Annotated in this window: 10 protein-coding genes; 6 read left to right on the forward strand and 4 right to left on the reverse strand. The window is 42.1% G+C overall.

Annotated elements, in window-relative coordinates; all coding sequences use genetic code 11:
* Positions 1-363 precede the first annotated feature (363 nt).
* The 5 genes from B3X18_RS03020 to B3X18_RS03040 all read left to right on the forward strand — a co-directional run bounded on the left by B3X18_RS03020 (position 364) and on the right by B3X18_RS03040 (position 8094).
* Positions 364-1728: an MFS transporter gene (locus tag B3X18_RS03020; protein WP_005022885.1), complete on the forward strand. Its 1365-nt coding sequence runs from the start codon at positions 364-366 to the stop codon at positions 1726-1728.
* Positions 1729-2157: 429 nt separating this feature from the next.
* Positions 2158-3408, forward strand: coding sequence for an esterase-like activity of phytase family protein (locus B3X18_RS03025; protein ID WP_005022887.1), 1251 nt, complete (start codon positions 2158-2160; stop codon positions 3406-3408).
* 94 nt (positions 3409-3502) lie between these two features.
* Positions 3503-4699, forward strand: a complete 1197-nt coding sequence (locus tag B3X18_RS03030) for an MFS transporter (protein WP_005405752.1) — start codon at positions 3503-3505, stop codon at positions 4697-4699.
* A gap of 212 nt (positions 4700-4911) precedes the next feature.
* The gene (locus B3X18_RS03035; protein WP_017400638.1) at positions 4912-7305 is read left to right on the forward strand and encodes a YgiQ family radical SAM protein; all 2394 of its coding nucleotides are present in this window, start codon (positions 4912-4914) and stop codon (positions 7303-7305) included.
* 264 nt (positions 7306-7569) lie between these two features.
* The gene (locus tag B3X18_RS03040; protein ID WP_005022895.1) at positions 7570-8094 is read left to right on the forward strand and encodes a DUF2726 domain-containing protein; all 525 of its coding nucleotides are present in this window, start codon (positions 7570-7572) and stop codon (positions 8092-8094) included.
* A gap of 89 nt (positions 8095-8183) precedes the next feature.
* On the opposite strand, the gene B3X18_RS03045 is transcribed toward B3X18_RS03040, so the two are convergent.
* The 4 genes from B3X18_RS03045 to mdtD form a co-directional block, all read right to left on the reverse strand.
* Complete coding sequence (locus B3X18_RS03045; protein ID WP_005022898.1) at positions 8184-8537, reverse strand: RidA family protein; 354 nt, start codon at positions 8535-8537, stop codon at positions 8184-8186.
* Between the two features lie 366 nt (positions 8538-8903).
* Positions 8904-9959, reverse strand: coding sequence for a DNA polymerase IV (dinB, locus tag B3X18_RS03050; protein WP_005022900.1), 1056 nt, complete (start codon positions 9957-9959; stop codon positions 8904-8906).
* The gene (locus B3X18_RS03055) at positions 9959-10711 is read right to left on the reverse strand and encodes a GH25 family lysozyme (RefSeq protein ID WP_005017227.1); all 753 of its coding nucleotides are present in this window, start codon (positions 10709-10711) and stop codon (positions 9959-9961) included. Before B3X18_RS03055 ends, dinB begins: the two co-directional genes overlap by 1 nt.
* Before the next feature lie 65 nt (positions 10712-10776).
* Positions 10777-12183: a multidrug transporter subunit MdtD gene (mdtD, locus tag B3X18_RS03060; protein WP_034688750.1), complete on the reverse strand. Its 1407-nt coding sequence runs from the start codon at positions 12181-12183 to the stop codon at positions 10777-10779.
* A gap of 260 nt (positions 12184-12443) precedes the next feature.
* Between mdtD and B3X18_RS03065 the strand changes: the two genes are divergently transcribed.
* Positions 12444-13412, forward strand: a complete 969-nt coding sequence (locus B3X18_RS03065) for a hypothetical protein (protein ID WP_034688762.1) — start codon at positions 12444-12446, stop codon at positions 13410-13412.
* Positions 13413-13446: the final 34 nt, after the last annotated feature.

Below are 13446 nucleotides of genomic sequence, written 5' to 3' on the forward strand. Positions count from 1 at the left end.
GCCAGCTCATTATTCTAAAAAAGCCCCCTCATCGAGGGGGCTTTTTTTATACTTAGAGGGTTTATATAAAATAATAGTTAATTTGAGATATCATTTTTCAGTTCAATATCTCTTTAGTCTTATAAATTTGGCTTATATCCTTAAGTAACTGTTAAAATTCATAAATTTAAATATAGACTGGGTAGTTTTTTAAATTTTTTGATTTAAATGTTGATTTTTTATTCAAGTCAAGCTGACATTTTATATCATATCTTCGTTTTAATGCCTTTAGGGTATGTATTTATACCTTTAGGGTTTTAGACAAAAAGTGAATCATAATTCATTTTAGTTGAAATTATAAACTCACAGTGGAGGTGAGAACTAATGTCAACTAACATAATAAATGTCAATACGGTTATTGATCATGCCAAATTTAAGCCCTTTCATATGACTATAGTATTGTGGTGCTTATTTATTGTCATTTTTGATGGTTATGATCTGGCAATTAATGGTGTTGCTCTACCTTTATTAATGCAAGAGTGGAATATGACTGCTGTACAGGCAGGCATGCTGGCCAGTACTGCTTTAGCGGGGATGATGTTTGGTGCAATGCTGTTTGGAATGCTAGCCGATAAGATTGGCCGAAAAAAAGTTATTTTGATCTGTGTCACTTTATTTAGCGGATTTACTTTTTTAGGTGGTTTTGCTTCAAACCCGACTGAATTTGGTATTTTACGTTTTATTGCCGGGCTGGGTATAGGCGGAGTACTACCCAACTTGGTTGCGCTTACATCAGAATATGCGCCTCAAAAATTAAGAAGTACTCTGGTTACTACCATGTTCAGTGGCTATGCCATGGGCGGCATTATGGCGGCATTATTGGGGGCTCAGTTTACGCCGACCTTTGGTTGGGAGATCATGTTCTATATTGCAGGTATTCCTTTACTGATTTTACCAATCATATGGAAGTTTTTGCCTGAATCTTTAACTTTTCTGGTTAAAAAACAACAGCAGGATAAAGCCCGTAAGATTGTTCAAAAGATTATGCCTCAGGAAAGTATGACCTTACAGACCCAGCTGGTCTTAAATGAAGTTAAAGTTCCAGATGCCTCAGTTGCAGCTTTATTTAGACAGGGACGTGGTATGAGTACACTACTGTTCTGGAGCTGTTTTTTCATGTGCCTGCTTATGGTATATGCATTAGGTAGCTGGTTACCGAAACTAATGATGGCTGCTGGTTACTCTCTGGGAAGCAGTTTAATATTTCTGATGTCTATGAACATTGGGGCAGTAATTGGTACGATTGGCGGGGGAATTCTGGCAGATAAATTCCATCTGAAACCGGTGATCATCGGAATGTTCTTGATGGGGGCACTGGCTTTGGTTGGATTAGGATTTAATTCACCACCAGCCGTAATTTATTTACTGGTAGCATTAGCGGGCGCTTCAGCAATTGGCAGCAGTATTCTTCTCTATAGTTATGTTGCTCAGTACTATCCGTTAGCAGTACGTTCGACTGGAATCGGCTGGGCTTCAGCAGTTGGGCGGATTGGTGCAATTGTTGGTCCGATTTTGATTGGTTTCCTATTGGGTATGGAATTACCACATAAAATGAATTTTCTTGCAGTTGCTATACCGGCAGTCATTGGAGCAATAGCAGTGGCTTTAATTAAAGTTGTACCGATGAGTGATGAGGTAACGGAGCCTGTTATTCCGGTTAAAAAACCGCGTCGCATTGTAGAGCTCTAAAACTGTGATTAAAAAGCCTCAACTGAGGCTTTTTATTTTTATTAAATATTTAGAATAAAATAGAGCGGCCCGATCATCCTGACCGGGCCGCTCTACCTATCTGTTTAGATAGTCTCATTCGGTACAACCGGAAAAGTTTCCTGTCTATTACTTTATAACTGTTGTTTTATATATTAGAGATATTCTGTCTCTATATATTTTTATATCAGTTTAAAGCTGATAAAGACTATAGCGGTAGAAAGCCTTATTCCCTCTAAGCCAGAGACGACAGAAATTTATTATTTTAAAGATACTCAAGTTTTTATGTGACTGGAGATAATTTTCTCTATTTCATTTTCTGTAATAAGATCGTCATTAACTTTTCATCTTATTGTCGTTAGATTTTCATAATTGATTGCTTTAATTGAATAAAAATTTTTATAAGTACATATGATGAATAAGAAACTTCTATCTCTGCTTTGTTTTACAGCTCTCAGTTTAAGCGCCTGTAATGATGATGATCATGATCAGTTCTCTTCACCAGAAACCCTTACAGTACCTACCCTGATTTCATTTGCCAAACTTCCAGTTTCAACTTATGCAGAAGGCCCCGACTCAGGCGCTGCCGTATCGGGGGCTAATGGAATTTATCCGCCCTTTAAAGGGCAGCCTGTACAGGGTTTCTCAGCTGCAGTTAAAAATAATGATGGCAGTTATATGGCCATGTCAGATAATGGTTTTGGGACTCAAAACAATTCAGCTGACTATTTGCTAAGAATTTATAAAATTAAGCCTGATTTTAAAACCAAGACCAAGGGAACAGGGCAGGTGTCTGTTCAGGATTTTATCCAGCTACGTGATCCGAATAAGTTGGTTCCTTTTGAAATTGTAAATAACAATACACCAGATCGTCTTTTAACTGGGGCGGATTTTGATCCGGAATCAATGCAGCGAGTAGCCGATGGGACTTACTGGATTGGTGATGAGTTCGGACCTTATTTACTGCATTTTTCTGCAGAAGGCGTACTGCTTGATGCCCCTATTCCTCTTCCGCATCCTTTAGTTAAAGGACAGGAGCTACGATCACCACAGAATCAGCTCAACAAGGCAGGAATTAACTATATCGAACCATTGATTCAGCAAAGTGGCGGATTTGAAGGCATGGCACTTTCTAAGGATGGCCAATATCTTTATCCATTACTGGAAAAACCATTAAAAGGTGATGCCAGCGGCCAATTGATTATTTCCCAGTTTGATCTAAAGACTAAATCCTATACCGGAAAATACTATCTGTTCACGCTGGATAGCAAGGCTTCAGCGATTGGAGACTTTCAGCTCTTTAATAATCAGGAAGGCATCATTATTGAGCGCGATGCCAGCCAGAATAATCTCGGTGGCTATAAGAAGTTGATCAGGATCAAGCTGGGTGAGTCCGGCAAGGTAATTGAGCGTGAAGAACTGCTGGACTTAATTAAGATTGCAAACCCGAACCAGCTTTATACTTCGGTACGTGATGGAGACATTGGTACAGGCACACAGTTTGCTTTTCCATTTGAGACTATAGAAGATGTCGTTATTGAAGATGGCCGTACCCTGACCGTATTAAATGATAACAATTTTCCGGGGTCGAGCGGTCGTAATGCTAAACTTGCTGATGATAATGAAATTATCCAGATCCAGTTGCCGAAAGCTTTATATTAGTCTGGAAAAAATATGTAAAGCTCGTCTATGTGAAAATCAAGTCACTTTAAACTGATTTAAACAGGCGTATACTCATCAGGCATAAGGAGCTTTTATGTCTGAATTTGTAGAGTCGCAGTCTTATATCGAGTATGGGACGCGACCTTTTTTTGCTATTCTACTTTCATTGTTTCTGGCAGGCTTTGCCATATTTTCATCATTGTACTGTGTACAGCCAATGATGCCTTTCCTTGCCAAGTTCTTTGCTATCAGCCCGACCCATAGCAGTTTCCCGCTCTCATTCTCCACTATTGCACTGGCACTTGGCTTGTTGTTTGCCGGACTGATTTCAGACCGTTATGGTCGTAAGCAGGTTATGGCAATTTCCCTATTTTCGACCTCAATATTGTTGCTGGTCAGTTCCTTTCTGCCTTACTGGGAAGTTTTTTTAAGTACCCGAATGTTAATTGGCCTGGCTGTAAGTGGTGTTGCTTCAGTAGCCATGACTTATATCGGTGAAGAAATTGCACAAAAAGATGTCGGCTTTGCCATGGGGCTATATATTTCAGGGACAGCAATTGGTGGCATGAGTGGTCGTCTCATTGCAGGTGTACTACTAGATTTTATTTCTTGGCAAACTGCCACAATGATCATTGGTGTGCTTAACCTTATCATTGCTATTGTATTTTATATTGCCTTGCCCGCTTCACGGCACTTCAAGCCTTATCCGATCAATTTTTCGAGGTTTAAGCAGTCATTCACCAAAAATTTGTCAGACTCAAGACTTAGGCTCCTGTTTGCAGAAGGCTTTTTATTGATGGGCTGTTTTGTAACGGTCTTTAATTATATTAGCTATCATTTACTGGAAAAACCGTTTGAACTCTCTCAGGCCTGGATTGGCCTGATTTCAATTGCCTATCTTTCAGGCATCTATAGTTCACCGCGGGCCGCAGGTTGGGGTCGTAGATATGGTCGGGGTAAAGTTTTACCAGCCATGTTTATCTGTATGATCTTGGGGTTATGGATTATGCTGATTCCCTCAATCTGGTGCATATTGCTGGGTCTGCTGATTTTTACCTTTTCTTTCTTTGCAGCACATTCTACAGCCAGTAGCTGGGTATCTGTACAGGCTTTACAGTATCGAGCAGTCGGCTCTTCACTTTACCTGTTCTGCTACTATTTGGGTTCAAGCGTATTAGGCAGTAGTGGCGGGCTGGTTTGGGAGAACTGGGGCTGGGGTGGTTTAACGGTGATAATTACCCTGTTTCTCGGTCTCGGTCTCATCATCTCATTACGTTTAAACCGCAGCTGACCCTCTTTTATTATTCTTGTTAAAACTGCGGGTATGAATATTTTAATTTCAAAAAATCGTTTTTGTACAAAGATTAGCCGATATAAATTGTATCTCCTTGTTTATAAAATTCTTATAGTCAAGAAAGATGAACAGGTTTCATGTTAAAATGATCGGCTTTCATCTTTGATCTTTTTTTTGATCTTCCATCTGCCAGCCGAGAATTGCTAGCCATGTCTACTGCTTATACCGCTCAGACTGCGCCAAAAGCGTTGTTTGATTACGACAAATATTGGGCGTCATGTTTTGAACCTGCGCCATTTTTGCCGATGTCACGCGAGGAAATGGATCAACTCGGCTGGGATAGCTGCGATTTTATTTTAGTCTGTGGCGATGCCTATATTGATCACCCTTCATTTGTGTCCGGAATTATCGGACGCGTATTAGAGGCACAAGGTTTTCGGGTTGGTATTATTGCGCAGCCAGACTGGACCAATGTCGATGCCTTCCGCGCGTTGGGTAAACCGAATGTTGCCTGGGGTGTAACAGCAGGTAATATGGATTCCATGATCAACCGCTATACGGCTGACCGTAAAATCCGTTCAGATGACGCCTATTCTCCAAACAATGTACCTAACAAACGTCCAGACCGTGCAGCAACTGTTTATTGCCAGCGCTGCCGTGAAGCTTTTCCAGATGTTCCGGTCCTGTTAGGCGGAATTGAGGGGTCACTACGCCGCATTGCACATTATGATTACTGGTCAGATAAAGTCCGTCGCTCTATCTTAATGGATTCGAAAGCTGACCTGCTCATGTACGGCAATGGTGAGCGTTCAATTATCGAAGTAGTGCATCGTCTAGCCAAAGGCGAAAAGATTCACGAGATTACTGATGTTCGTGGTACAGCATTTATTATTAATAAACATAATCGTGCCTCCAAGGCCCAGTTTATCGAAATTGCCTCGAATGACGTAGATACGGTGGGTCGTGTTGATCCTATCATTAACCCGTATGTAATGACTGAAGATATTGATGGCTGTGAAATTGAAAAAGATAAGGGGAATTCACTAACCCAATATCAGAATTTCCAGAAAGAAATTGTTCATAATCCGATCGTGCGTGAAGGGGACCAGCTTGAACCGGATACACAAATTGTGCAATTGCAGCCAGCATCCAAAGCCATTAAACACAAGTTACCTCCACGTGAGCTGGCAGTAATTCGCTTGCCTTCATTTGAACAAGTTGCAAATGATCAGGTACTGTATGCCCATGCTAACCGGATTCTGCACTTGGAAACTAATCCTGGCAATGCGCGTGCACTAGTGCAGCGGCATGGTGAGCGTGACGTATGGCTAAATCCGCCGCCGATTCCATTGACTACTGAAGAAATGGATTATGTATTTGACCTGCCATATGCACGTCTGCCACATCCATCCTATGCCGATGCACGCTTCCCGGCTTTTGATATGATCAAGTTTTCGGTAAACATCATGCGTGGCTGTTTTGGAGGTTGTACGTTCTGCTCAATTACAGAGCATGAAGGACGGATTATTCAAAACCGTTCGGAAGAATCAATTCTGCGTGAGGTTGAAAAGATTCGGGATACCGCGCCGGGCTTCACAGGTATTATTTCAGATTTAGGTGGCCCTACTGCAAATATGTACCGTTTGCACTGTAAAGACCCTGAAATTGAGAAAAACTGCCGTAAACCTTCATGTGTCTATCCGGGCGTTTGTCAGAATCTGCATACTGACCATGCTCCATTGACTCAGCTTTACCGCAAAGCACGGGCGATTAAAGGAATTAAAAAAATTCTTATCGGTTCGGGACTGCGCTATGACCTTGCCGTACTCAATCCCGAATATGTGAAAGAGCTGGTACAGCACCATGTGGGCGGCTATCTGAAAATCGCACCAGAGCATACTGAGAGAGGTCCATTATCGAAGATGATGAAACCTGGTATTGGTACTTATGACCGCTTTAAACAGATGTTTGACCGCTTTAGTAAAGAGGCAGGTAAAGAACAGTACCTGATACCTTACTTTATCGCTGCGCATCCGGGTACAACTGACTATGACATGATGAACCTGGCGGTCTGGCTGAAAAAGAATGGTTTCCGTGCCGATCAGGTCCAGACTTTCTATCCGTCACCTATGGCGACGGCAACGACCATGTATCACACCAGTAAGAATCCACTGGCAAAAGTGGCACGTTATACTGAAGATGTTGATATTGTAAAAGGTGAAAAGCGTCGCCGCTTACACAAGGCTTTCTTGCGTTATCATGATCCAAATAACTGGCCAATGCTTCGTGAAGCTTTAAAAGAAATGGGGCGTCAGGATCTGATTGGTAATTCCAAACAGCATCTGATTCCAACCTATCAGCCGCAAGGGATTGAGGGCGAATATAAATCGGCGCGCAAAAAGAACTCGACAGTAGCTGGAGATTCACAAAAACGTGTTACCGGTGTGAGAGGACAAGGACAAAATCAGGGGCAGAACCAGCGGCCGAAAAAAGGGCAGATGCTGACCCAGCATACAGGTTTACCGCCACGTGAAACAGGTGAGAAGCGCCCTTTTGAATTGACCAAGAATAAGCGTAAAGGTAAATTCAAAACTCCCCATTAATTGATCAAGGCACTTCGGTGCCTTTATTTTTACACTCGATAATTCCGATACGGATAACATTCGGTAAAGAAAAAACTGTATAAATAGATTGCCTACTGTTTATATGTATTTAAGATAAAACAGATAGGCAGGAATATGACCAACTGACTTGCTCTTACTGCCAAAATCATTTAAGTTGGACCGGTGAGTTTTAAATTTTTAACTAGAATAAAGCGGTTATAAACCGAGCTGATTATAAAAATAGATTAAAGGATTAATATTATTATGTTTTACCTGATTATAGCAGGCCTTATTGCACTGTGTGTTGTAGCAGTCATGCTCTTTAACAGACTCAAGCCCCGTGACAAATATGATAGTGCGCTCAAACGCCGTGCAATTTTCAGTCCTGCCCAACAGTTGACTTTTAACCGCCTGCAACAGGTATTACCAGACTACTATATTCTGGCTCAAGTTTCTTTCGATACATTACTCACCACTAAATATAATCATACCCGTATAAAATATCAGCATATGATTGCTGACTTTGTGATTTTAGATCGAGAAAGCCAAATTTTTGCAATTATTGAAATTGATGATGCATTGAGTTTAAAAAAATTAAAATATCAGCATTATCAGTGTAGTTTACTTGAAACGGCAGGTTATAAAGTGGTGCGTTATAAAGGTGTACCTGAATATGAGCAGCTTCGTTCTGATTTTTTGGGAAAGCTGCCGCTAGCAGGAGTAGCTTCCTCCCGCTCTCCCCAGTTTGAAAATATTATGCACTACCGAGACTGTGTAAGACAGTATTAGTAAAATTAAGCTGTTATTTTTAATAAATTCTATAAAACTGTATTAAGACACCCGACAAACGTCAGGTGCCTGTTCTGCTGATCATGAGGTTAGGGTAAAACTGCCGTAACAGTCATTTCAACCAATACATCTGGAGCATAAAGTTTAGCTTCAACACAGGTTCGTGGTGGAGCGGCACCCTCTGGTACCCAAGCATCCCATACCTCATTCATGGCAGCATAATCCTGCTCAATATCTTTGAGAAATATAAGTACTGACATAATATGAGATTTGTCTGTACCTGCCTCAGCCAGTAGCTTGTCAATCAGCTCTAGTGTTTGGCGTGTTTGTCCCTGTATATCTAGACGGGTATCTTCAGCCAGCTGACCGGCCAAATGTACCAGTTGGCCACTAATAGTCACCTCACTAAAGCGTGGAGTGGTATGCAGACGTTGTACAGGCATGTTTTACTCGACATTTAATTCATGAATGATGAGTTACCATAACATGCAGCTATTTCTCAGTAAAATTGGAAATGAAAAGTAAACTAAAATCGAATTATTAAAAACAAAAAATGAATGAGAGGAATTATAAGAAAATATTGTGCAGTTTTATATGTTATACCCTGACTGTCGAGTTGCCCTGTAACATTCGGATTTGATCGTCACGCCAATCACAGGACAGCATGCTAAAAGTAAAGGTGATTTCTAGCATCTCAAAGTACATGGATAAATGTACTGCACTGTCTAGAGTACCTTAATCTATAGAAAAAGCGAGCACAAGTTGCTGGATTTTTCTCCGGTTGATGAAAGAGTAACCAGAAATGGACCTCACCATAAACTCAATTGGTTTTCCTGTTGTGCTTGTTGCAGCTGGTATACGCCTACACCAACCAGACGGAATAGTGAATTTTCACCAATATGCATTTCTTGTAGCAGCAGCTCTACGGCTTGGGCAAACTCTAGTACAGAGCGTAGTGGCAGGCGGAAGCTTTTACTGTGTTGCAGGGTCTGAAAGTTTTTAAGTCGCAGTTTTAAACTGATCCCGCAGGCAACCAGATTCTTATTGATGAGGGATTGCCAGACTTTTTCAACCAGTATTGGCCAGTAAGAATTACATTCCTGCAAACTTAAGTCTCGATCAAAGGTAATTTCCTTGGAAATCTGTTGGCGCTGTCGATTGGCCTCTACCGGACGATGGTCAATCCCTTGGCCATAGAGATAAAGCTGCCGGCCATATTTACCAAAATGCTGAATAAGAAGACTTTCTTCAACCTGCTGTAAGTCTCCCAAGGTATCTAGCTTTAACTGCTGCAGTTTTTGCTGCATGACTTTACCAACGCCCGGGATTTTCTTTAGGGGCAGGTCTTGAATAAAAGCCTGAACCTGATGAGGTTTAATTACACAAATGCCATTAGGCTTGTGCCAGTCGGAAGCAATTTTAGCCAGAAATTTGTTAGGAGCGACGCCAGCTGAAGCAGTCAGATGAAGTGTTTTAAAAATATCTTCACGAATCTGCATTGCTACAGCCGTAGCACTAGGCAGGTTTTTCAGATTTTCAGTGACATCCAGATAAGCTTCATCTAGTGAAACCGGTTCAATTACCGTAGTGTATTGCTGAAAAATGTGATGTATCTGGGCTGAAATAGCCCGATATTTAGCAAAGTCCGGCTCAATCACATACACATCAGGACATAATTTTCTTGCTTGAGTCATCGACATGGCTGAACGCAGACCAAAACTGCGGGCTGGATAAGAAGCGGCCGCCACTACAGCACGAGGGTGGTGGGAGGCAATGACCACAGGCAAATGTACTAGTTCCGGCCGCTCCCGCAGCTCAACTGACGCATAGAATGCATCCATATCGATATGAATAATCTTGCGCATCAGAGTTCAGGACTCAGACCGATATTTTTCAGATAACGCTGCCATTCTGCGGGACTGCCCCGGTAGGCATTCAAATCTACCGGTTTGGGAATTCCCTTAATTTTCCCCTGACGGCTGTACTGCCAAAAGCTCCAGGCACGTTTATCCTTCAGCTCGGGCATTCCATCATAATCACGAATCCAGAGTGGGGTATGTGGAAAACTGTCGGTTAGTACCAGATGATAAAAGTTTTTGGATACATAAAATATGGGCGGCTTGCCATAGTGAGTTTTCAGGCGGTCATGCATCAGCTGGATTTCTTTAAGTAACTGCTCCTTGGTATAGGTATTAATACAGTTACTATCGTATTCAAGATCAATTACCGGAGCAAGCGCGTCTGCTTTATGCGGTACAGTCTGTATAAAATTATCGGCCTGTACTGCGCCATTACGGCATAGGCGGTAAAAATGATAGGCGCCTACGCGTAAGCCTTGTTCGCGTGCAGCCAGCCAGTTGTGCTGGAATTTACGGTCCTGAAAATCTCCTCCTTCTGTCGCCTTTAAATAGACAAACTGATAGCGCTTGGGAGAAATTTGCTTCCAGTCAATATCACCCTGATGATGCGAAACATCAAAACCCTGAACAGGGAATTCTTCTCCCGCCTGTGGCCGGTTGCTAAATACACTCAGCAGTACTAAACCCAGTAGCAGCAGGCTTCCAACAACGGCCAGCATCCATGACCAGGCAATTTTTGGCGAAATAGTCTGAGGCATAACTTAGCAGGTAATAGGCAGAAGGCTTAAGCATAAACTGCTTCTACTAAAAGTTCGAGTCAAATTCAGGACTCCGGCTGTATCTGCTTTTCATCTGGAACACGCCAAAAGATCAGCACTGCCAAGATATTGATCAGACCCAGGCAGATCAAGGCAGAATGAAAGGCCTTGCTAACATCAACTGGACCATAGTAATTACTAAAAATATTAATCAGTGTACCAGCCAGCGCTACCCCGATACTCATGGAGACCATCTGAATCATGGAAAGAAAGCTATTACCTTTACTGGCATCCTGCTGGGGCAAATCTTTTAGGGTCAGAGTATTCATTGATACAAACTGCAGGGAGTTAAGCAGACCCATTACCAGAAAATGTAAAGTTCTTAACCAGATGGGTGTATCGGCAGTAGTCAAGGCAAAACTGGCAATAGTTAAACCGACCAGACAAGTATTGGCAATAAGAAAACGGCGATAACCAAATCTTGAAATCAGCGGCCTGATCAGTGGTTTAGAAATCAGGGAACCCAAAACCAGTGGAATCATCATCAGACCGGTCTGTAGCGGACTGATATCAAATGCAACCTGTAACATTAACGGCAATACAAAGGGAATTGAATTTCCACCGAGCCGTGCAAAAAAGTTACCTAATATTCCAATTGAAAATACAGGATTTTTTCGGAACAGGCTGCTACGGAACAGGGCATTCTGATGCCAGTGTGCATGCGTAGCATATGCCATCATAGCGATGGCTCCTACAGCAAATAATATCCAGCCTAAGGTATTGGAGTAGTTTTCATTAGAAATCACTTCAATAGACAGTGATATACCGACCATACTCAGCACAAGCAGAATAAAACCACTAAAGTCAAATGAACTGACATTGGCTTCGGTGACATTCGGCATGGCTTTAAAGGTCATGATACAGCCGAGCAGACCAATCGGAACATTAATCAGAAAAATCCAGTGCCATGAAAATGCTTCAACAAACCAGCCACCGAGAGTAGGGCCCATCAATGGCCCAAGCAGCCCTGCCAAGCTCATCAGGCTCATGGCTGAGAGGAATTGTGTGCGCGGAATAATTTTCAGCATAGATAGCCGGCCGATGGGCAAAAGTAAAGCAGCACCAGCGCCCTGAATTACCCGGAAAAACAACAGCTGGTTCAAGTTTTCAGACAGACCACAGCCCAGTGAAGCTAGGGTAAAAATTACAATGGCTGAAAGATAAGTATTGCGCACACCAAAACGGTCAGCCAACCAGCCACTTAGTGGAATACAGGCTGCCGAGGCCAGTACATAGGCCACCACTACACTATGCATCTTGAGCGGGTCTTCATTCAGCTGCTCGGCCATTGCCGCAATTGCCGTATTGACAATGGTGGTGTCCAGACCTTGCATGAAGAAGCCGATTGATACCAGAAAAACTAAAAGACGGTATTCAGCTTGTACAGGTTGATGCTCAGCGGTAACAGCCATAATATTATAAATAATGATATTTTTTGATAGTTTATCGAATCTAGAATAAAAGTCCTGTAGTGCTCTGTACTTTCTCAGTAATGATTAATTTGCAAATAAGCCCCACATTAAAATATTTTATTTATTCTTTAAAGGTAAACCTCTCAGAAAATTCTCGTCATCAGAATGTCATGAAGCTGCAATAAAAATGTCATAATCTTGTCACAGCCGACCGCTTGGGGCAGTCGTGATACTTATTCTTCAAGAGAATCCTGACCTCTATGACAATCGAAATTTTTATGATTGTAGGCTTCTGTCTAGCAGCTTATTCAATTGTCGGAAATGATGTGCCACAAACCTTAGGTACGTTTATTTCATCCAATGCACATCGTCCCTGGTGGGTACTGTGGTTATATACTAGCAGTATTCTAGCGGTAGTGCTGATGTATGGCTGGTGGACTTCGGGTATCGGCGATGCTTCTTATGGACGTCTGGAAACCATTCCCTTTCCTGAAGAAGGAATTACCTGGTTATATATAGTTCCTCCCATATTACTGATTCTGCTCACGCGCTACGGTATTCCGGTCAGTACTACTTTTCTGGTTCTTACTATTTTCTCGCCAAGCAGTCTGGGTTCAATGCTGACCAAATCGATGATGGGTTATGCAGTGGCTTTTATTGTGGCAATTTTGGTTTATCGATTTGTCATTAAAAGAATCTCTGTTTATTTTAGCCAGACCCGGCATCATCCTACCCCCAAATTCTGGGTTGGTCTGCAATGGGTCTCGACTGCATTTTTATGGAGCCAATGGCTGATTCAGGATCTGGCCAATATTTTCGTTTATGTTCCCCGTGTAGTTCCTTTTGGTTTTATGATATTTGCCATTTCAGTCTTTATTATTTTGCTTGGCGTCATTTTTTACCAGCGCGGCGGGAAAATCCAGAATATTATTGATACCAAAACAGGTGTAGCAGATATTCGCTCAGCCACCATTATTGATTTTATCTATGCCTTTATTCTGTTGGTGTTCAAGGAATGGAGCAATATTCCGATGAGTACCACCTGGGTCTTTTTGGGTCTCCTGGCCGGGCGTGAGTTTGCCATGTCAATGCACCTGGTTGAAGTAAACCGGCACCGGACTTCACGCAATGTCAGTAAAGATGCCATGAAGTTGCTCTTCGGACTGGCTGTAAGCGTACTTTTGGCAACCACCTTACCTTGGCTCTATCAGCTGATTTCGGGGACATAATATTAAAAAAACGGGCCTAAGCCCGTTTTTTACA

It is taken from the genome of Acinetobacter sp. UBA6571 (genome assembly GCF_002434085.1).
Classification (GTDB): Bacteria; Pseudomonadota; Gammaproteobacteria; order Pseudomonadales; family Moraxellaceae; genus Acinetobacter; species Acinetobacter radioresistens.